General features: G+C 65.5%; 11 protein-coding genes. 3 read left to right on the top strand and 8 right to left on the bottom strand.

Features of this window, described 5'->3' with window-relative positions; genetic code table 11:
- Positions 1-2: 2 nt before the first annotated feature.
- Positions 3-5,081 carry a polyketide synthase Pks13 gene (pks13, locus tag CH273_RS14835; RefSeq protein ID WP_032396432.1) on the top strand — a complete coding sequence of 1,693 codons (5,079 nt, stop codon included), beginning with the start codon at positions 3-5 and terminating at the stop codon, positions 5,079-5,081.
- Positions 5,082-5,084: 3 nt separating this feature from the next.
- Positions 5,085-6,629 (top strand): acyl-CoA carboxylase subunit beta, encoded by a 1,545-nt coding sequence (locus CH273_RS14830; RefSeq protein WP_032396431.1) that lies wholly within the window; start codon positions 5,085-5,087, stop codon positions 6,627-6,629.
- Between the two features lie 162 nt (positions 6,630-6,791).
- On the opposite strand, the gene CH273_RS14825 is transcribed toward CH273_RS14830, so the two are convergent.
- The 7 genes from CH273_RS14825 to CH273_RS14795 all read right to left on the bottom strand — a co-directional run bounded on the left by CH273_RS14825 (position 6,792) and on the right by CH273_RS14795 (position 19,489).
- Positions 6,792-7,754, bottom strand: coding sequence for a hypothetical protein (locus CH273_RS14825; RefSeq protein ID WP_032396430.1), 963 nt, complete (start codon positions 7,752-7,754; stop codon positions 6,792-6,794).
- 340 nt (positions 7,755-8,094) lie between these two features.
- Positions 8,095-11,412, bottom strand: coding sequence for an arabinosyltransferase domain-containing protein (locus tag CH273_RS14820; protein WP_032396429.1), 3,318 nt, complete (start codon positions 11,410-11,412; stop codon positions 8,095-8,097).
- 75 nt (positions 11,413-11,487) lie between these two features.
- Positions 11,488-14,691, bottom strand: a complete 3,204-nt coding sequence (locus tag CH273_RS14815) for an arabinosyltransferase domain-containing protein (RefSeq protein WP_052049811.1) — start codon at positions 14,689-14,691, stop codon at positions 11,488-11,490.
- Positions 14,669-16,438 carry a glycosyltransferase family protein gene (locus CH273_RS14810; RefSeq protein ID WP_032396428.1) on the bottom strand — a complete coding sequence of 590 codons (1,770 nt, stop codon included), beginning with the start codon at positions 16,436-16,438 and terminating at the stop codon, positions 14,669-14,671. The genes CH273_RS14815 and CH273_RS14810 overlap by 23 nt, the downstream gene beginning before the upstream one ends.
- A gap of 128 nt (positions 16,439-16,566) precedes the next feature.
- Positions 16,567-17,757: an NAD(P)/FAD-dependent oxidoreductase gene (locus tag CH273_RS14805; RefSeq protein ID WP_032396427.1), complete on the bottom strand. Its 1,191-nt coding sequence runs from the start codon at positions 17,755-17,757 to the stop codon at positions 16,567-16,569.
- Entirely contained in the window at positions 17,754-19,145 is a 1,392-nt protein-coding gene (locus CH273_RS14800; RefSeq protein ID WP_032396426.1) for a cytochrome P450, read from the bottom strand. The genes CH273_RS14805 and CH273_RS14800 overlap by 4 nt, the downstream gene beginning before the upstream one ends.
- A 23-nt stretch (positions 19,146-19,168) precedes the next feature.
- Positions 19,169-19,489 (bottom strand): 2Fe-2S iron-sulfur cluster-binding protein, encoded by a 321-nt coding sequence (locus tag CH273_RS14795; RefSeq protein WP_032396476.1) that lies wholly within the window; start codon positions 19,487-19,489, stop codon positions 19,169-19,171.
- A gap of 96 nt (positions 19,490-19,585) precedes the next feature.
- Here CH273_RS14795 and CH273_RS14790 point away from each other — a divergent pair, with 96 nt between their 5' ends.
- Positions 19,586-20,596 (top strand): helix-turn-helix domain-containing protein, encoded by a 1,011-nt coding sequence (locus tag CH273_RS14790; RefSeq protein ID WP_179275486.1) that lies wholly within the window; start codon positions 19,586-19,588, stop codon positions 20,594-20,596.
- An 11-nt stretch (positions 20,597-20,607) separates the two neighbouring features.
- Here the strand turns inward: CH273_RS14790 and CH273_RS14785 are convergent, their stop codons facing one another.
- On the bottom strand, positions 20,608-22,497 hold the full coding sequence (locus CH273_RS14785) for a galactan 5-O-arabinofuranosyltransferase (protein WP_052049809.1): 1,890 nt from the start codon (positions 22,495-22,497) through the stop codon (positions 20,608-20,610).
- Position 22,498 lies beyond the last annotated feature (1 nt).

Below are 22,498 nucleotides of genomic sequence, written 5' to 3'. Positions count from 1 at the left end.
TAATGGCTGAACTAGAGACAGACAAAATCGAGCGCGTGGACGGCGGAGACCTCACGGTTGCGCAGCTGCGGGACTGGCTGCGCAACTGGGTTGCGGACGCGACCGGGCAACCGGCGTCGGCCATCTCCGACGACCGCCCGATGGAGGAATTCGGTCTGTCTTCTCGCGATGCCGTCGCATTGAGCGGCGAGATCGAGGAGCTGGTGGGAGTCACGCTGACCGCCACCGTCGTCTACCAGCACCCCACCATCGCCTCGCTGGCCAAGATCATCATCGAGGGCGAGCCGGACGAGCCTGTCGGCACCGTCGACGACGCGTTCTACACCAGCGGCGGGAACTCCGGCGACGCGCACGACGTCGCGATCGTCGGCCTGTCGTCCCGTTTCCCCGGCACCGGACAGACTCCGGAGGAGATGTGGTCGCTGCTGATCGAGGGCCGCGACGGCATCACCGATCTGCCCGACGGCCGCTGGCAGGAATTCACCTCCGATCCGGTCATCGCCGCCGCGGTGGCCGCAACGGTGACCAAGGGTGGTTACCTCGACGACGTCAAGACCTTCGACGCCGAATTCTTCGCGATGTCGCCCAACGAGGTCGTCAACGTCGACCCGCAGCAGCGGCTCGCACTCGAGCTGACCTGGGAAGCGTTGGAGCACGCGCACATTCCGGCCAGCTCGATCAAGGGCAGCCAGGTCGGCGTCTTCATCGGCAGCTCCTCCAACGACTACCAGCTCATCGCCGTCAGCGACCCGGCCGTGCACCCGTATGCCCTCACCGGTACGTCCACCGCCATCGTCGCCAACCGAGTGTCCTACTTCTACGACTTCCGCGGGCCGTCGATCGCCGTCGACACCGCGTGCTCGTCATCGCTGGTCGCCGTGCACCAGGCGGTGCGCAGTCTGCGTACCGGCGAATCCGATCTCGCCGTTGCCGGTGGCGTCAACATGCTTCTCGCGCCGCCCATCACCGTCGGCTTCGGCCAGACGGGGGTGCTCGCGCCCGACGGCCGAATCAAGGCCTTCTCCTCCGACGCGAACGGCATGATCCGCTCCGAAGGCGGCGGACTCGTCGTGCTCAAGCGACTCGAGGACGCCGAACGCGACGGGGACGACATCCTCGCCGTCATCGCCGGATCCGCGATCAACCAGGACGGCCGCTCCAACGGTCTGCTTGCGCCGAACCCGGACGCACAGGCCGATGCGCTGCGGTTCGCATACCGCGACGCCGGCATCAACCCGTCGGGCGTCGACTACATCGAAGCGCACGGCACCGGAACCATTCTGGGCGACCCGATCGAGGCGGACGCTCTCGGTCGGGTGGTCGGTCGCGGCCGTGACGCCGACAAGCCGGCTCTGCTGGGATCGGCGAAGACCAACTTCGGACACCTCGAATCTGCCGCGGGCGCAGCAGGTTTGATCAAGGTCGTGCTCGCGATGCAGGAGAACAAGCTCCCCGCCTCGCTGAACTACGCGGGCCCCAACCCGTACATCGACTTCGACAAGGCACACCTGAAGGTGATTCCGGAGGCCACCGACTGGCCGCGGTACACCGGCAAGGCCGTCGCGGGTGTGTCCGGTTTCGGCTTCGGTGGTACCAACGCACACGTCGTCGTGCGCGAGTACGTCCCGGGTGAGACCGACGGCGCATTCGACCCCGCGGCCGTGGACCCGGAAGCCGTTCTCGTCGAAGGCCTCACCGACGTCTCCGGTGCCGAGCTGCCGATCGTCGCCGACCCCGAGCCTGAACCTGCCGTCTCGGAGGTCGAGACGACCGATCCGGTAGCCGAGGCCGAGACGATTCTGTCCGATGCTGAAACCGGTTCGGAGACAGTCATTCTCGCTGTGTCCGCGGCCCTTCCGTCGCGCCGCAAGCGAGCCGCCGGAGAGTTGGCCGACTGGCTCGAAACCGAAGAGGGCAGCACGACGCCTCTCGTCGACGTCGGCCGCACGTTGGCCCGCCGCAACCACGGGCGTTCGCGCGCAGTGGTTCTGGCATCCACCACCGCCGAGGCCATCGCAGGATTGCGCGCCATCGCCGCAGGAAAGCCCGGACCCGGAGTGTTCTCCGCAGACTCACCGGCCTCCAACGGTGCAGTGTGGGTGTTCTCCGGCTTCGGCTCACAGCACCGCAAGATGGCATCGCGCCTCTACCGCACCAACGCGGTGTTCGCCGCCGAGGTCGACAAGGTGGACGAACTGCTGGTCGACGAGGCCGGCTACTCCATCCGCGAGATCATCCTCGACGACTCGCAGACCTACGAGTTCGAGAACTCCCAGGTGGGCATCTTCGTCATCCAGATCGCCTTGGCCGCAACGCTCCGCGCGCACGGTGCCGAGCCGTCGGCCGTCATCGGACACTCGATGGGTGAGGTCGCGGCTGCATACGTCGCCGGCGGCCTGAACCTCGAAGATGCAGTGCGCATCATCTACGCCCGGTCGCGACTGCTGGCCGAGGGCCAGGACGGACTCGGAGCCGCATCGCAGGGCGCAATGGCTCTTGTCGAGTACACCCCCGACGAGGTCAAGACCCTCACCGATCAGTTCCCCAACGTCGAGCCCTGCGTCTACGCAGCACCGACCCACACCACCGTCGGCGGACCACGCGCCGAGGTCGAGGCTCTCGTCGAGATGGCCGAGGCCGCAGGCAAGATGGCCCGACTCCTCGACGTCAAGGGTGCCGGACACACCGCAGCCGTCGACGTGCTGCTCGGTGAGCTGGCCGCCGAACTCGCCGGAATCGAACCCGGCAAGCTCACGGCCGGGGTCTACTCGTCGGTCGATCGCGAGGCCCACTATCGCGTCGGGCATGCGCCGATCCACGGCGTCGAGTACTGGACCAAGGGAATGCGTCATCCGGTCTGGTTCACTCAGGCCGTCAATGTCGCTGTGGGAGATGGGCATACGACGTTCGTCGAGCTCGCTCCCAATCCCGTCGCATTGATGTCGGTCGCCGCCACGGCTTGGGCTGCAGGCGTCGCCGATTCGACTCTGATTCCGACGCTCAAGCGCAAGGAAGACGAGTCCGAGACCTTCCTCGCCGCTCTGGCGCAGCTGTACGTCCACGGTCATGCACTGGAACTGGCAACGCTGTTCGAATCCGGCCCGTACGCGGACATCCCGCGAACTGCCTACCTGCGCAAGGAGTTCTGGCTGAACTCGCAGGTCAGCTCCAGCGGTAACGCGCGAGTTCCCGGTGCCCGCGTCGCATTGCCGGACGGCCGGCACGTCTGGGAGGTCCAGGCCTCCGCCGTCGCCGATTTCGATGCACTGGTCACTGCTGCCGCGTCGCAGGTGTTCTCCGATGTGGCACTGGGCGTTTCGGTCTCCCACGCCGGCGTGCCGAAGGCGGGTACGGTCGTCACCACGTTGACCTCGCACCTCGGTGGCGCGTCGGTACAGGTGCACGCGCACGAGGGCTCGGCGTTCACCCTGCTGCACGAGGCCGTCGTCACCTCGGGTGACGTTCGACCGGAACCCGTTGTGGCTGTGGAAGAGCGCTCCTCGTCTCCCATGGAGGAGCTGCCGGAGGTCGTCGAGACGTTCGGTGATCGCTGGGATCCGAACGGCAACCAGAAGCTCGAGGACCGACTGGCCGTCATCGTCGCGGAGTCCATGGGCTACGCGCCTGAGGATCTGCCGCCCGAGGTTCCGCTGATCGAACTGGGGCTGGATTCGCTCAGCGCCGTGCGCATCAAGAACCGTGTCGAGTACGAATTCGATATCCCCACAGTGCAATTGCAGGCCGTGCGTGACGCCAACCTGCGTGAGGTGGAGAAGTACCTGCGCTACGCGATCGAGAACCGCGATGAGGTGCAGGCACTGGCAGACAAGCAGGCGGCGGAGAAGGCGGCCGAACAGGCTGCTGCGTCGCCGGCCGCCGTCGAGCCTGCCCCCGCTGCCCCCATTGCCGAGGACGCTGCCCCCGTCGAGAAGGCTGCCCCGGCAGTTGCTGCCGCGGCGCAGACCGATCTCGGCGGCAAGGAAGCATTCGCCGAGGCCGCCGGATCCGACGTGCCTCCGCGCGACAATGCCGAGCGGATGACGTTCGCGACATGGGCTGTGGTGACGAAGGAATCGGCCAAGGGAATCTTCAACACCCTGCCGATCCTCGACGACGAGACGGCGGAGAAGCTGGCCGCTCGTCTGACCGAGCGGGCCGGCGGCGAGATCACCTTCGACGACGTCCTCGACTCCGAGACCATCGAACAGCTCGCAGACAAGGTTCGTCCGCACCTCGAGGACGGTGAGATCGACGGCGTCGTACGCAATCTGCGTGCCCGGCCCGAAGGCTCCACCGCCACACCGGTGTTCGCGTTCCACTCGGCCGGCAGCTCCACCGTCGCCTACGAGCCGCTGCTGCGGAAGCTGCCTGCCGGCACGCCGATGTACGGCCTCGAGCGCGTCGAAGGCCCCATCGCCGTGCGAGCTGCGGAGTACGTGCCGCTGATCAAGGCGATCCAGCCCGAAGGACCGTACGTGTTCGTCGGCTGGTCGCTCGGCGGCATCCTCGCCTACGAGGTCGCGCGTCAGATGGAGGAAGAGGGCATCGAGGTCGCCTACGTGGGGCTGCTCGACACCGTCATGCCCGGCACGCAGATCCCGGACACCAAGGACGAGGTGCGCAAGCGCTGGGAACGCTACGCGGCGTTCGCGAAGAAGACGTACAACGTCGACTACCCGATTCCCTACGACAAGCTGGTCGACTCCGACGACGAGGGACAGATCCGCATCATCACCGATCTGGTCAAGCTCAGCGGTGCCAAGATCCCCGGCGGGATCATCGAGCATCAGCGCACGTCGTGGCTCGACAATCGGGCCATCCAGACGGCCGAGCTCAAGAAGTACGGCGGTCACGTGACGCTGTACATGGCCGACAAGTACCACGACGACGCGATCGCTCTCGAGCCCGCGTACGCCACCCGCGAAGAGCACGGTGGCTGGGGACCGGTGGTCGAGGACCTGGAGATCGTCTACGTCGGAGGCGATCACCTCGCGGTCGTCGACGAGCCGTACATTGGAAAAATTGCGGCCCATTTGTCGAAGACGCTCGAGAACATCGAGTCTGCAAGAACCGGAGCGTAGATCTTGAGTGGCACCACTGCGGAGAAGCTGGCCGAACTACGGACGAAGCTCGAACAGGCCGAGGAACCGGCCGGCGACATCGGCGTAGCCAAGCGTGCGAAGAAGGGCATCCCCAGTGCCCGCGATCGCGTCAAGTCGTTGCTCGATCCCGGTAGCTTCGTCGAGATCGGCGCACTGGTGAAGGCCCCGAACGACCCGGCCGCTCTCTACAGCGACGGCGTCGTGACCGGCCACGGAACCGTCGACGGTCGTCCGATCGCCGTGTTCTCGCACGATCAGACGGTGTTCGGCGGAACCGTCGGCGAGATGTTCGGCCGCAAGGTCGCCGGAATCATGGACTTCGCCATCAAGATGGGTTGCCCGGTCGTCGGCATCAACGACTCCGGCGGAGCTCGTGTGCAGGACGCGGTCACGTCCCTGGCCTGGTACGCCGAGCTGGGTCGACGCCACGAGGCGCTGTCCGGTCTGTGCCCGCAGATCTCCCTGATCCTCGGCAAGTGTGCCGGTGGTGCCGTGTACGCGCCCATCAACACCGACATCGTGGTCGCCACCGAAGAGGCGTACATGTTCGTCACCGGTCCGGACGTCATCAAGTCCGTCACCGGTGAGGACGTCAGCCTCGACGAGCTGGGCGGTGCCCGCGTCCAGGCTGTCAACGGCAACGTGCACCACGTCGCTGCCGACGAGAAGGCCGCTTTCGAGTGGATCCGGAACTACCTGAGCTACATGCCGTCGAGCTGCCAGGAGGAGTCGCCGGTGATCAACCCGGGGCTCGAGCCGGAGATCACCGAATCCGATCGCAAGCTCGACTCGTTCATGCCCGACGCCGACAACGCCGGTTACGACATGCACGACATCATCCTGCGCATATTCGACGACGGTGAATTCCACGAACTGTCGGGCCAGACGGCACCGAACGTCATCACCGGCTTCGCCCGCGTCGACGGTCGGCCGGTGGGCATCGTCGCCAATCAGCCGATGCACCTGTCCGGGGCGCTCGACGCCAAGGCAGCGGACAAATGCGCTCGCTTCATCCGCCTCAGCGATGCCTACAACATTCCGATCATCTTCCTCGTCGACACACCCGGCTTCCTGCCCGGCGTCGACCAGGAGACTCTCGGCGTCATCCATCGCGGCGGCCGTTTCATCTTCTCCTTCGTCGAGGCGACGGTGCCGAAACTGACCGTGGTGATCCGCAAGTCGTACGGCGGTGGATACGCGGTGATGGGCTCGAAGCAGCTCGGATCCGACATCAACCTCGCCTGGCCGACTGCCCGCATCGCCGTCATGGGTGCCGAAGGTGCCATCAACATCATGAGTCGCAAGCAACTCGCCGAGGCCGGAGAGAACGCACCGGCCCTGCGCAAGCAGCTCATCAACTTCTACAACGAACACGTGGCAACGCCCTGGATCGCCGCCGAACGTGGCTACATCGACGCGGTCATCGAGCCCTCGCAAACCCGCCTCGAAATTCGTAAGGCCCTGCACATCCTGAAAGACAAGGAAGTGCACAAGAGTCCACGTAAGCACTCGTTGCTCCCGATCTAGTCGAACCGAAGTGGGGCGATCGTCGTTTGTCGGGGGTCGCTCCGCTCCCGTTCGCGTCAATGGACCACTGCACCGGTCAGACGTGTGCGATGGTTCATTCACGCACCAGCCGCGGCTGTGTCAATGGACCACTGCACTGCTCAGACGTGTCCGATGGTCCATTCACCCGGCCGATTGGTGTGGAACCATCACGACATCCGGTCTAGGTCTGGCGAGAGCGTGTTGGTAATTCTTTCGTAAGTCGTCGAGCACCTGGTTCGGTCGATCGCGGATGTCTTGTGGTGAATGGGATACGACGATCAGTCCGTGGGCCTGCATTCGGTTGCGTCGAGCTTGTGTCCGCTGGTAGTCGGCCGGTGACAGATGATGGGTCACGGAATCGATCTCCCGTGCCAGTGCCACGGCGTCGATCCAGCCGTCGGTCTTGGCGATGAACTCTCCGCTTGGAGCGTAGATGTCGCAGTTGTGTGTCATCGGAGGCAGCCCGCTGCTTCGGTACAGGCGTTGGTCTTCGAGTTCTGCCACCGAGTGCGCGTTGTCCCGCAGCTCGAGAAGTACACGCCGGGTGAGTGCGCTGTAGCGGCGCGGACCTTCGGCCAATTCGGTGGCGATTTCGTCGATGGACACGCCGCCTCGTTGGAGTACCTCGGTCAGCAGGGCAATGCACCGTGTCTCGGATTTCGCGGCCCGCGTGGCGTCGACCAATGAACGCACCAGAGGAGCAACGCGGATGCTGCCCTTGGTTATGGGCTTCGGAAGCCGCCACGTGCGCTCTGCTCGCACGAAAGACACCGATGCCCGACGCATCTGCGCGGGTAGCAGCAGATGAACCTCCCCGGCGGACCCGTTGGTCCCGTATCCGAACGAATCGAGTCCGACGCAGCCGGTGATCATGCTCGTCGGTCCGCCGTACGCGAGCGCCGCGGCTGAGCGCTCGAGCGTCGACGGATGACCGTTGCGCAGCAGTACGACGCCCGGTAGCAACCGCTGCCACGGACCGCCGGGCGCGCATCTGCTGTCGATCGCTGCATCACTCACGCCCGCCTCACGAAGCTGCCGGCGCGTCACAACGCCGGCCGAGCTCAGGTCGAACAATGAATCTGCGTTCCACAATCGTCTCTTCATGCCTGAAGAGTGGAATTCGGCTCCGACACGTTCGTCGCCTTCGGCGCTGCCGCGGGCGGTCTGTGGATCAACGACCACTCTGTGGATGAATTGGCCGTTACCACTCTCGAGGTGGACGACGCTGTCGGGCTCGGATGTTAAGGCCGGCCGATGGCGCTACCAACTCCGATGGCCGTCTGCGGGCGTGTGGCTCCTGCCCCACGGAAGGTGAATGGACCATTGACGCGATCAGACGTATGCAGCGGTCCATTGACCCACGACGGGCCGAAACGTGAATGGACCCTTGCACGGTCGAGACGCATGCAAGGGTCCATTGACGCGGAGCGGGGGGCGGGCGGAGTCAGTCCTCGAATACTCGCAGTTGTCCGTCTTTGTAGAAGCCCGATCGGGTGACGTCTGCTGTTTCGGGTTCAGCGGGCACGGCGCTCGGGTAGTACTGCTCGTAGCGCTCCAACGAACCCCAGTCTCTGGCCCAGTCGTTCTCGAGGTAGGTGGGGACGGTGACGGGCTTGGCGAGTAGTTCGGACCAGCCCAGGGGGCCGCCGTTCTCGCCGGACTGCCAGGTGTCGGTGGAGCTGACGGCGAGTGGGCGGTCGGGGAGGATGCGATATCCGGGTACCTCGGCGACGCCGTACCGGTGGTCGAAGGGACGTTGGCACGGGAATTGGAGTCCGACGGCCCAGTCGAGCAGCACGGGTTGTTCGCTGCCGATGAGGGTGTTCAGGTTTTCCATCACGGGCACCCGCGGCGGAGTGAACGCGAGCCACTGGTCGCCGGTGAGGTTGGGGTCGTTGGCGACGATGCGGACGGCGTCGGCGTCGGGTGCGATGTCCGCCAACGGGATTCGGAGGTTGCGCCACGAGGGTGCGGGTCCGATGTCGCGCGGCAGGTAGGCGCCCTGGGCCTGGACGCTACCGTCGGGCTGGCGCTTGCCGTATTCGAGCAGTAGCGACTGTCCGTAGGTGAGGGCCCCGGTGTCGTCGTAGGACCAGATGCGTCCGGCTGCGGAGAAGACGACCAGGGGTGCGTCGTCGCTGCGGGCGGGTAGTTGGTACCAGCTCGAGGTGGCCGACGCGGGCTCCTGGATGCCTTCTTGGTAGGAGCCGAGGACGGGCGTGGTGGCCGGGTCGAGTCCGAAGGGCAGGGCGGCGGAGGAGCCGTTGACGCCCACTTCGCCGGTGCCTCCTGCGGTACCCGAACTCTGGCCTTCCTCGAAGGCGGGTCCGACGGCCTGTTGGTCGGTATTGCCTTGTCCTGGTTTGACTTCCACGGCGTCCGCGCTGAGGTCGCTGGGAACGCCGTTGGCGGTGAAGTTGCGCAGTGTGCTGCTCGATCCGCCGAGGGGTCCTGCGACGGGGTCGAAGTCCTCGGGTAGCGGGCTCAGCACGCCTGCGTTGGGGTTCGATTCGACGAGGACGTCGTTGGCGAGTCCGCATGAATTACCCAGTACCGATTGGACATTCGAGCGTGCCAACGAGTATGCGGGGTACTGCGAGACGGCTCCCTTGACGAGCGAGAGTATCTCGAAGAGCACCATGATTCCGGCGATGACGGTCAGCGGTGCGGCAGCGAACTTGCGGATGCGTTTGCCGCGCGCGGATGTCGGTTTCGGTTGTGGGGGAGCGTATCCCTCGCGTAGGTACTGGAATGCGGCGACGGCGAGGACGAGTCCGAAGAGGATGAGGAACAGGGTGCCGGATTCGTTGCCGCCGAGCGAGACCGTCTTGTCGAACCACGGAACGCCGTAGCTCGAGACGTACCAGTAGCCATTGATGCCCGAGAACGACAGTGCGAGAACGAACATCAGTCCGGCGGTGAACAGCGACCGGTTCCGCCGCGAGCGCAGGGCGCTGGCCGAAACAGCGACGGCCGTCAGCGCGGCCAGGCCACCGGCGATTCCGGCGTAGGAACCGAAGTGGTGAGTCCACTTGGTGGGGTTGAACATCATGAAGAAGATGGTGCCGAGCACGACGCCGAGCAGGCGCCAGGCCGGACCGTTCGCGATACCGGGGATGCGTCGGCGACGCAGCAGCACGAACAGTGTCGTGAACAGGCACAGGATCATCGTCAGGAACGCGAAGCGGCGTGCGACCGAGCCGTCGACGGTCTGTACGAAGAGGTAGTAGTAGCGCAGGAAGTCCTGATACCACGCCTCGTTGGGGCCGATGATGGTGCGGACTCGGGTCGACTCGATGACCGTGGCGTACGTCTGGTCGGCGAAGACGACGACGAGGACCAGTACGCCTGCTGCGGCCAGAGGTGCCAGCATCGCAAGGGTGCCCACCTGGCGGTGGCGTCGAACGACGATGCGCGCGATGGGCCGGGCTCCGGCGAGAAGCGCTGCCACACACATCAATCCGGTCGGCGCTGCGGCGAGGGTGAAGGCTCCGATGAGACATGCTGCGGCTGCGGGGAGCAATCGGCCGGTGGCGATGGATCGTTCCACCGAGCACCAGGTGAGCAGTGCTCCGAGGGCGACGATCGGTTCGGGGCGCAGACCGTTGTTGTACGGCAGCCAGAACGCGAGGAACACCAGTCCGCCGGTCCACAGGGCGACGTTGGACTTGCGGACGGCACGGCCGAGGCGTGGCACCACCTCTCGACTGATCACCATCCAGCACAGGACGCCTGCGATGAGGGCGGGCAGGCGCATCCACGGGCTGGCGGTCGAGATCTTGGCGAAGACGGCGAGTACGTCGTAGTACCAGCCGAACGGTGCCTCGGGGACGCCGAACCAGCGGAAGTAGTTGGCCATGTAGCCGGAGTGATCGGCGGCGCGGGCCATCGTGAGCAGGTAGCCGTCGTCGGAGGTGTTCGCGCCGACGAAGTGCCAACCGACCAGAGCACCGAGCACGGTGACGTCGACGCCGGTGAACTTCCACCAGTGCGACGGGAAGAAGCGGCGGTGCGCGCGACCGTCGGTGCCGTCGAGCCGGCCGAGTGCGCCGATGGCCAACAGGGTGCAGGCGATCGCGAGGATCATGATCAGGGACTTCAGGAGCGTCGGCGACGACGAGAACCGCGAGTCGACATCGACGGTGACGGACATGTCGGCCGGGGCCGCACCGCTGAGATCGCTGAAGATGCCGACGACCTGGGGGCGTAGGTCGCCGTCGAGACGGCCTTGGATCGGTTGGCCGTCGTCGTCGGTCAGTCCGGTGAATGCCGCGGAGGTGTACTGGTCGTTCGAGGTGATCTCGATGGTCGCGCAGCGGGTGCTCTCGACGTCGGCGCGAGGTGCCGTCGCGACGACCACGTTGCGGTCGAGAACGTCGACGTTCGATTCGCCGACGCGAACGAAGAGACTGTTCAGTGCCGCGCCTTCACCCTGTGGGGGTGCCGTTGCCAGCAGTAGCCCGCCCGACGCGGGGAGTGCTGCGACGGCAGAGCACGGGAGGGTCGCGGTGAGGCTCAGGGGTGCCTGGGACACCAGCGGGGCGTCCACGTCCTGCAGGAGCCCGTTCTGCGGCCATGCGATGGTGGCGGTGGTCTGAGTGACGGGTGCGAACGGAGTGATCAGCGCGAACAGCACACCGAGAACGCCGGCCACCATGGCGATCAGCCGGGGAACTCGTACCTGAGCACGAAGTTCGTCCGAGGCTCGCAGTGGAGCGGGAACGGGTGGACCAGCTGATGAATCTGTCACGACGTCGGGCACGAGAGTCGATGTTATGCGAGCGTGACGAAGAGGTCACACAGGCACCGTCCCCGGAATCGTTACAGAACCAGGGGATCAGTCGGTTTTCATCGGCCCGTCGCTGGCCAATCCGGACCGTGACTGCTGCTCGACGTCGATCTCGGCCGTCGCCGCGTCGGGATCGAGTGGCATGTATCTCTCGATCGAGCCCCAATCTCGGGAGTAGTCGTCGGCGAGGTACGACGGCAGTGTCTGCGCTCCGAGGAGCAGTTCGGTCCAGCCGAGCGGGCCGCCGCCGATCGAGTCCTGCCAGGCGTTGGTGGATTCGGCACCGGTGCGGTCGGGCAGGATGCGGTACTTCGGTACCTCGGCGACGCCGTCGCGATGATCGAACGGGCGCTGGCACGGAAACGCGAGTCCGACGGCCCAGTCCAGCAACACCGGATCGGTCGATCCGACCAGCGAGTTCAGCGTCTGGGTCTTCGGGACACGCGGCGGGGTGACGGCGAGCCATTGATCGCCGGCCAGGTCGTTGTCCTCGGCGACGATGCGCACGACGTCCGCGTCGGCGGGCAGGTCGTTCATCGGGACCCGCAGGTTGCGCCACGACGGCGACGGACCGATATCGAGCGGGGTGACGCGGCCCAATGCCTGAACGTCGCCGCCGTCGCGGCGTCCGTATTCCAGTTCGACGCGTTGGCCCGGGGTGACGACGCCGTCCTTGTCGACCGATCGGATGCGGCCTGCGGCGGCGATGGCAATGAGGTCGCCGTCTCCAGGAAGCTCGTACCAGCCCGAGGTCAGGGACGCGGGCTCGGTGGCTCCGAAGCTGCCCAGCACCGGAGTGGATGCAGGATTCAAACCGAACGGCAAAGCGACTGTGCTGCCGTTGATTCCGACGTTCTCGTTGGTTCCGCCGGAGGTGCCGGCGGAGTTGGACGAGGTGGCCGCGGCGCTCTGTTCGGAGTCCTCGGGGCGGATGGAGTTGGCGCTGCCCTGCGCGGTGTCCTCGGAGTCTGCGGTCAGGTCCTGGGCGACGCCGTCGGGGGTGAAGCCGGTACTGCCGCCGGCACCCAGTGCGTCGGCTGCGGGATCGAGCGGTTGCAGGACCGAGCCGTTGACGTCGGTCTCCACCTGCACGTCGCCGGCGAGTCCGCACGAGTTTCCGGCGAGGGCGGAGAAGTTCGATCGGGCAATGGAGTACGCCGGGTACTGCGCCACAGCGCCTTTGACGAACGAGAGCACCTCGAAGGCGACGACCCCGCCGGCGACGATGGTCAGCGCGGACGGCGCGAAGCGTCGACGCGTGCTGGGTTCCTTTCGGCGATAGGGCAATCGGACGTGCTGATAGGCGGCGTAGAGCAGCGTCAGAATCGTCAGGCCGAGCAGGATCGTCGAAAAGCCCTTTCCGGCAATGGACGGCGGCTTGTCGAACCACGGAATGCCGTAGCTCGAGACGTACCACCATCCGTTGGAGCTGGTGAACGCCACCGCCGTCAGGAACAGTACGGCGGCGGTGAACAGTGTTCTGTTGCGCGGGGATCGGACGGTTGCCGCGGTGACGGCCACGGCAGCCAGCGCGGCCAACGATGCGGCGAGACCGGCGTACACACCGAAGTGGTGGGTCCACTTGGTGGGCGTGAACATCATCAGAGCCAGTGCGCCCAGGATGATTCCGAGAATCCGACGCGACGGCCCGGTGGCCGTGCCGGGGATGCGTCCGTTCTTGCGGAGCATCACCGCGATGCACACGACGATGCACAGCAGCATCGCGAACATGCCGAATCGTCGGGCGAGCGAGCCGTCGGGCGAGATGGTCATCAATGCGTCCCAGCGGACGCGTTCTTCGAACCACGGCACGTTCGGTCCGATGGCCGAACGCACCCGGGTCGCTTCGAGGACGGTGGCCAGAGTCTGGTCGGCGAAGATCGCGATCAGCACCGCCAGTCCCGACGCGACCAGCGGCGCGAGGACGGCGAGCAGTCCCACCTGGCGAGCTCGCTTGACCACGATCATCACCAGCGGGCGCAGTCCGGCGAGCAGGGCGGCGACGGCGATCAACCCGGTGGGACCGGCGGCGAGGGAGAAGGCGGCGATCAGGGTGCCGATGGCGGCGGGCAGCAGTCGTCCGGTGGCGATGGCGCGTTCGATCGAGCACCACGTGAGCAGGGCACCGAGGGCGATGATCGGTTCTGGGCGCAGTCCGTTGTCGTAGGGCAGCCAGAAGGCGAGGAACACGAATCCGGCGGTCCACAGCGCGACCCGGTTGGTGAGCACCGCGCGGCCGAGGCGGGGGATGACCTCGCGGCTGATCACCAGCCAGCACAGCAGGGCCGCGATGGTGGCGGGCAGGCGCATCCAGATACTGGCGGTGCTGACCTTGGCGAGGGCGGCGAGCATGTCGTAGTACGGCATGCCGAACGGTGCTTCGGGGACGCCGAACCAGCGGAAGTAGTTGGCCATGTAGCCGGCGTTCTCGGAGACGCGGGCCATGTTGAGCAGGTAGCCGTCGTCGGAGGTGTTCGCGCCGATGAAGTGCCACAGCACCAGCACGCCCACCACGACGGCGTCGACGCCGGTGATCGACTTCCAGCGTGAGGGGAGGAATCGGCGGTGGCGTCGACCGTCCATGCCGTCGAGGCGATGCAGCGCGAACAGGGATGCGATCACAGCGAGTGCGCCGACGATCATGGCCAGCAACTTGAACGCGGTGGGACTCGAGGAGTAGCGCGAGTCGATGTCCGCGCGCACGGTCAGGCCGTCGACCGGGGCTTCGAGGTCGGTGTAGATGCCGACGACCTGCGGCCGGATGTCTCCGTCCACCGTGATCGCCTCGCCGTCGAGGTCGACGACGGTGTTGGTGGCGTTGGACGACACGGTCAGGGCGCAATTGCCGCTCAGCTCGGAAACGGGAGTCTCGGCAAGAACCCGATCGCGCAGCAGAACCTGCAGTCGGCCGTCGTCGACCCGCACGATCAGTGCCTTCTGCTCGGTCTTCGCAGCGGCGATGGGTGCAGTGGAGACCAGGGTGCCGCCGTCGGTGAGAGCACTGGCCGCGCTGCACGGAACGGTTGCTTCGAGGTCGACGGGCGAGTAGCTCACCAGCGGGGCATTGACGCTGCCGAACGAACTCTGCGGCCACGACAGCGTCGCGACGTCCTGCTGAACCGGCAGCAACGGAGTCGCGATGGCCAGAACCGCACCGATGATGCCGGTGACGATCGCTACCAGCCGGGCGGTTTTCGGGTTCGGAGCGGTCTCGGGCACGCCGACGATGCTATGGGACGAGCGTCCGCACATCCCACACCCATACGCCACCGGTGTATCGAGGCTGGACACCGACGAGGTCGGTCACGGTGGTGCGTAGGGCGATGGTGTTCTTGCTCGGCGGCAGGACGACGACGTCGGCCTCCCAGAACACCATGTCCTGCGCTGCCTGACTTCGCTGATCGTCGGTGATCTCGGGAACGGTGCCCGAGTCGTAGACCGAGCCGAGCAGCAGTGCGGTGGGCCGATCGACGGCTCCGTACTTGGCGACCTTGTCTTCTTGGTCGCTCGGTCCGACGAAGTATCCGGCGGCCAACTTGAAGCCCATGTCGGCGTCCATCTGCCAGCGCAGCGGGCGCGCGTCCTCGGGCCGTGGGAGAGGAACGGTGACGACGGAACCGTCGTCGACGTAGTTCTCCCACTCACCGTCGGCGAAGAACTCCGGGGTCGGAGACTTGTCGACGGTGACCAGCGGCGTCGGGATGAGGGGCACGAGCGCGAGGGCGAGTCCGGCGATCCAGAACGCAGGCAGCGGACGCAGTCCGTTGCGGAACGTTCGATCGGTGGCCAGGACGAGCAGCAGGGCCAGGGCAGGCACTGCGCCCAACGCGAAGCGGGTTTCGAGCACGGATTCGACGAGGGGGTACTCGGCGAGCTTCGTCCACGGCAGCGTGATGCCGGTGTCGTTCTTGCCGATCACCAGCGTCGCGCCGAGCGAGAGCACGCTCATGACGATCGCGGTCGCGGCGGCGGCACGGGCCGATGCGACTCGCCACATCCACACCGCGGCAACCAGGCACAGGACCAGCAGCGGCCAACCGAAGTACGCGTTCTCCTCGGTGGCGTTGATGCGGACGTTCTGCCCCGGCGTCGCCTCGCCGCCGAGGGATTGCGTCGGGAACTGGAACAGCGCTTTGGCGTCGTTGCCCATCGGCCCGTGTTCGAGGAACGAGTACGACTGCGGGCCGAAGAACTGCCACCACAGCGGAAACGCCACGAGAGTCAACGCGATGCCCGCCGATACGGCGAGTCGGGGCACGGTATTGCGGACGGCGGGCCACAGCGATCGCGGCCGTGACAGGTAGTAGACGACGGCGAAGATGGCGAACGACATCGCGAAGATCAGCAGCGGTTCCTCGCCGAGCAGGACCTGCAGCGCGACGATCAGGCCGAGGCCGACAGTGTTCTTGGTGGTACCGCCGCCGCGGGCGATGCGGGTGACCAGCATGGCGATGACCGGAAGCAGGAACAGCACCACGAAGTTGGGGTGGCCGTTGGCGTGCGAGATCGCGCCGGGGGCGAAGCCGCACAGCGCACCGCCCATGGCCGCGGCACCCTTGGACGAGTTGAGCTGGCGGGAGAACAGCCAGAACCACGCGAACGACGTTCCTGCCAGTCCGACGGTGAGGGCAATTGCCCAGGTCACCGTCGGTCCGAATAGCAACGTGATCGGGGCCAGCGGGATGGAGATGCCGAACATCGCCGTGTTCGCCATCAGATTCACCCCGAGCGGGTAATTCTGCAGGTCACTCGCAAACGGGTTGCTCAGCGAAGCAACCGAATGCGCGGCGACGGAGAAGAACCACTCCCACATGGTCTGGTCCTGGCCGCTGTTGTAGAGGTAGCCGCCACCCAGATTGCGCCACTGGCCCTGCAGGACGTAGACGGCAGCGACCAGAAATCCGACCGCTGCAACGACGTCACCACGTCCGACGCCGGAGTGTCGAGCCGGTGCCGTTGTCGGCTGCCGCTCGAGAACTCTCTGGTCGTGGGTGGTCATCGCGTCGAGGTTACAGAAACATCACGGTGGGCGAAAACTCGAACGACGTGGGTCACACGGTGGGGATCGATGACTCCCGGCGAGATGCGTGGCAACGAGTCGGCGTTCTGGTATCGGTCGTCGAGTTCCTATCCGACCAATTCGCTGGGTTCGACCGTGGATTGCTCGGCGATCTTCTTCTTGCTGCTCATGAAATCGCGCGGACGGTTGATGCAGTCCGCGGCGATGAGGTGGCTGTCTCGCAGGTAGTAGCAGGTGAAGTCGCGATCGCGCTCCGGGTCGCCGTCGACGACGACCTCGTCGTATCCGGTGCCCAGTCCGGCGATCTGAAGCTTGAGGTCGTACTGGTCGGACCAGAACCACGGAAGCGCGGTGATGGTGGCGGACCCTCCGGTGATGGTCGACGCCGCCACCTTTGCGTGTTCGTTTGCGGCGGAGACGCATTCGAGGCGAACGCGTCGGGAGTAGCGTGCAACGTCGAAGGAGGCGCAGTCACCGGCGGCGACAATGTCGGTATCGTTGGTGCGTGCCCGATCGTCGATGACGATTCCGTTCTCGACGGTGATTCCTGCTGATTCGGCGAGCTCGGTGTTGGGCACGATGCCCACTCCGATGACAACCAGGTCTGCCGGAAGCGTGTCTCCGCCGGCCAGTACGACCTCGCGCACCTGGTTGTCTCCGCGGAACTCCTCCACGAGGGCCCGCGTACGAATGTCCACGCCCGCCTCGCGGTGGATTCGAGTGAAGAACGTCGAGACCACCGGTGCGGTCACGCGTTCGAGAACACGGTCCGCGGCCTCGACGACGGTGACGTCGAGACCCGATGCGCGGAGGGACGCTGCCGTTTCCAAACCGATGTAACCGCCGCCGACGACGACTACCCGTTTGCCGGGCGTCGCGGCCGAGCGTAGCGATGCGGAGTCGGCGGCGGTGCGCAGGTAGTGGATGCCCGCCAAATCTGCTCCGGGAGTTGTCAATCGACGAGTTCGCGCGCCGGTGCACAGGGCGAGCTTGCTGTACGACTGCGTGACTCCGGTATCGAACGTGACCGTGCGAGCCTCACGATCGATGCTGCTCACCGAACCGTCGACCAGCTCGATGTTCTGTTTGTCGTAGAAATCCGCTCCGCGGATGGCCATGGCCTCGAGGGTCGAGGTGCCGCCCAGATACGCCTTCGACAAGGGGGGACGATGGTAGGGGAGCGTCTTCTCGTCGCCGATGAGCACGATGTCTCCGGCCCACTTCTCGCGTCGCAGGTGTGCTGCCAGCCCCGCACCGGCATGGCTGGCACCGACGATCACCGCACGATCGGTCGTCACTGCGTCTGTACTTTCGGGGTGAGGGTGACCATCATCTTCGAGATACCCCGCACGAAGTTCGATTGGACGTATTCGGGTTCACCGACCACCTGGATGTTCTCGAAGCGAACCAGCAGTTCTTCCCAGAGAATGCGCAATTGCATCTCGGCGAGCCTGTTGCCCATGCACCGGTGCACGCCGAACCCGAACGCGATGTGATTGCGTGCATTCTTGCGGTCGATGATCAGGTCGTCGGGTCGATCGAACACCCGCTCGTCACGATTGCCGGAGGCGTACCACATGACCACCTTGTCGCCCTTGCGAATGAATTGGCCGTTCAGGATGGTGTCTTCCTTCGCGATCCTGCGCATGTAGGCCAGCGGGGTCTGCCAGCGGATGATCTCCGACACCATGCCGGGCACGAGATCCGGATTGGCCTTGAGCTTCTCGAACTGGTCGGGAAACTCGTTGAGCGCCAAAACTCCACCACTCATCGAGTTACGCGTGGTGTCGTTTCCGCCCACGATGAGCAGGGTGAGGTTGCCGAGGAATTCCAGCGGTCGGTCTATGAGGTCCTTCGTGTCGTCGTTCGCCTGCAGCAACGAGATCAGGTCGAAGCCGGGTTCTTCCCCTGCTGCCTTCCGCGCTGCCTTGTCGTGCCACAGGGCGCTCAGACCCTTGGCCATATCGACCATTCCCCGGAACACCTCGTCGTTGTCCGAGGGACCACCGTTCGCCTGCTCCATCGCGGTGGCGAGGTCCGACCACTCGACCAGCTTGTGCCGCTGCTCGTAGGGGAAGTCCAACAGAGTGGCCAGCATCCGTGCGGTGAGTTCCATGGACACCGTGCGAACCCAGTCGAACGGCTCGTTCACGGGCAGGCCGTCCAGAACCTCCCGAACCCGCGACCGGATCAGGTCCTCCATTTCGCGGAGATTCTTCGGGGCCACCACCCCTTGGACCGCGGCGCGCTGAGAGTCGTGACGCGGGGGATCCATCGCGATGAACATGGCGATATCCATGAAGCGCGGGGGCTTGCCGATGATGATGAACGGCTCCGCCGAGAACACCGTGTGGTTCTTGTCGACGGCGACGATGTCCGCATGCCGGGTGACCGACCAGAACGGCCCGAACGGGCTGTTCGGTTGGAAGTGCACCGGTGCCTCGTTGCGGACGCGCTCGAAGTACGACTTCCAGAGTCCCTGGCGGTACAGAAACGGGTTACTCAGGTCGATATCGGCGAGATCGACCTCGTCGACCGGCGGTATGGGGGTCTCGGTGAACATGACCTGGCCGTCGGTGCGGGTCACGATTCGGCGCGTCTTGTCGTAGAGGTGCGCACCGCGAATCTGCAGTTCCATCGGGATGATGGATCTCGCGGTGGCTGCGACGGTGTCGGCGATACTCATGGTTCTCTCCTCCGGTCCGCAGGTCAGATCTGGAATTCGGGAACGCGGACCGTCAAGCCGTCCCAGGATTCGCGCGCGGTCATTTGGCACGACAGCCGAGATGTCGGTTCACGCTCGGGGTTCATGGCGAGCATGTCCTCTTCGACCTCGTCGTTGGTGCCGACGACGTCGCTCCAGGCGTTATCGACGACGACGTGACAGGTTCCGCAGGCTGCTTCGCCGCCGCAGTCCCCGTCGATACCCGGGATGGCGTTGTCGACGGCGATCTGCATCAGGGATGTGCCCTCGGTCAACGGTGCCTCGTGCTTCTCGCCGTCGTGCGTGACAAAGGTGACGTGTGCCATGGTGTTCTCCTCGCTGAGCAACTGTGTTCCAAGTCTCACTGCGATGGGCTTCCCGAACCAGGCTCGAACGCATCGATTTGTTGTTAATTTGGCTCAGTGGGATTCGAGGAGTCCGGAGTGCCTCCGCTTGCCTTCGCACAGCTGCTCGGTAGCGGCGCGCTGGGCGAGCGGGCCGAAGCGGCGTTCCGACGCATCCTGCTGCGTGACGGCGTCAGCATGACGGAGCTGGCCACCCGCGACGGCCAGGTGCCGCTGCGGTGGTTTCGGGAGGTGTACCCGGACCTCGACCGCCGACAGGGGTTCCGGCTCGGTGCGACGTTCGCGCAATACGTGCAGCCCACGTCGTTCGGGCCTCTCAGTCTTCCGCTGATCAGTGCCGGATCGGTTTCGGAGATAGTCGAGTTGCTGGAGTACCTACCTCTGATCTCGACGGCTCTCGCCGTGCACATCCACCACACCGATCGAGGGTTGACCATCGGACTCGCCGGACGCACGGGAGACGACGGGCTCGACAGCATTGCTGTCGCGTACGGCGGTTCGTGCCTTCTTCGTTTGATCGACATGCTCGCCGGTTCCGCGCCCGCGGTCGAACTTCACCTCGATATCCCGGCCCCTGAGCGGGATGCGCTCGACGACGACGAGATCCGGCGCATCGTGTTCGATGCGCCGTCACCGTTCGTCTTCGTGCCGGCGGCCATCCTCGCCGAGGCATGCCGGTTCTCCGATTCGTTGTCGTATCGACTCGGGATCGCGGAACTGAAGAAAGCTGTCGACGGCCGTCGCGCGAAGTCGTACACGGACACCGTACGCGCGCTGTTCGACACCGACCGCGACTGCACGAACAGTGCGCACTGTGCGCGGAGAATGGCCATCTCCACCAGTACCCTCAAACGGAAACTCGGCACCGAGGGAACCACGTTCCGTGCGCTGCGCCAGGCGTTCCTTCAGGAGCACGCGACCATGCGTCTGCTCGACAGTTCGGTGACGGTAGGGGAGATCGCCGCCGAACTCGGTTACAGCGACGTGGCCAGCTTCTCGCATGCATTCACGCGATGGACCGGACGCTCACCGAGGGGATTTCGAACCCACACCGCATCGCCGAGGTAGTGCGTTCGCGTTCAACCCGTGCGCACAACCAGCGCGAAGGGGCCGATGTCGGTCACGGTGAACCGTGGATCCTCGAACAGTGCCTCGGGGAAGGTGACGGTGTAGCGGCGCACGTTCGGATCGTTCGGGTAGACGTCCTCGGCCAGGCGCAGGGTGTAGCCGTCGGCGCCGCGGCGGAACAGGAACGCGTCCGGTGCGCGCCACGGGCTGCTCTCCAGCGCGTCGACCAATTGATCGGGTGTCTCGAGTTCGGTCCATTGCTCGATGGCGTCGGCTCGCTGATCGAACTGCGCCAACGGGTTGGCGTAGTGCGAGGTCAGTCCTTGGAAGCCGAAGTACGGGTAGTAGCTCAGGAACGAGGTGTCCGCGGTCAGTACGACGGTTTCGTCGCGCGGACGCTGGGTCTGCTCGGTCAGGGCTTCGTCGACCTCGCGGTAGTACGAGACCGCGCTCGGTGGGCGCATGTCGGCGCGGTTGCCGTCACCGTCGGTGTCGGAGTAGGCGACGGTGATCTCGGTCTGCAGTACCTGGGGGATGTTCTGCGCGTAGGTCATGGCACCGATGGCCGCTACGACGACGGCGGCGATGCGGAACTTCGGGGGCTCGTTGATGGCCTGGTAGATCGCGTGGCTGCCTTCGAGGAAGCCGAAAACGCCTGCGCTGCCGAGCAATACGATCAGGACTGCTTCGAGGCGGAACGAGAGCAGGGTGGTGCCCGCAGCCGTGGCTGCCATGGACAGCAGAGTCCACAGGTAGATCGATACGACGCCGACGCCGAGTGCCTGTGCCCGGCGTGAGGACGAGAACCGCACCGCGACCCACACTGTGCCGATGAGGCACAGTCCGCCCATCAGGGAGAACTCGAACATCGGGAAGGGAAGTGTCGCACCGGCTTCGGGCAGGTAGTGCAACGCCGTGCCCGACGTGGACGGCGCACCGCGCAGGAATTCGATCAGGTACGGCAGCCACACGGTCGCGGCGATGAGGCCCGAGATCGCTGCGATCGCGGCGACCTTGATCACGATGGGAACCAGTACGTTCCAGGACTTCCGCTCGCGATATGCGAGGACCGCGGCGAACAGTGCCATGAGTACCACGGTGAACGCCGCCAAACCGAGGTACAGCGTGTAGAACGTCGCGGCCAGACCGAGGAAGAGTCCGGTGCCGACCACCGCGCCCCACCCACACGATGCGCTTCGGTGCAGCGCTCCCCACGCGAGAACCAGTGCCGGAGCGAAGAGCATCACGATCACGGCGCTGTATGCCTCGGGGGAGGCGTGGGCGACGACGAGTGCGGTGGTGACGGCGCTGACGGCGACAGCCCAGTCGGCTCGGATGAGCGCCTTCCACAGCACGAACGACACGACGGCGGTGACGGCGAGCAGCCCGATTGCGTAGGGCTTGAACACTTCCCAGCCGTCCATGCCCAGGATGTTGCCGACGCGTCCGCCGAGCCAGAACCAGCCGGCGGGGTAGAACGGCGGGATGTCGGCGTACGTCATGTCCCGCAACGACGCCGAATCCGTCAGCCGAGTCAGGTATTCGGTGCGAAACTCCTGGTCGACGGAGATGCCGAACAGGTAGAGCTTGGTTGCAGCCAGCGGCATCCCGAGGGTGACGGTGACGAAACCGCTCAGCCCGACCCATGCTGCGAGTCGAGCGATCCACGGCCACTTGTGAATCCGGTACAGGTAGATCGATGCGGCGAACAGTGCTGCCGCAACCACCTGACCGAGCGTCGTGATGGCGCGGGTGACGTTGGACGAGTTGAACGCAGGCCACTGAACCAGTGAGAAGGCGTACAACCCGACCGTCGCCACCACGACTGCGAAAAGCGCACCGAGAGCGATCTCGCCGACGGCAGAGGCGGTTCTGCGAGCCGGTGCAACCCCGATTGTCATC

The sequence above is a fragment of the Rhodococcus sp. 05-339-2 genome (assembly GCF_002258965.1).
Lineage (GTDB): Bacteria > Actinomycetota > Actinomycetes > Mycobacteriales > Mycobacteriaceae > Rhodococcoides.
This window is presented reverse-complemented; position numbering and strand designations above follow the sequence as displayed.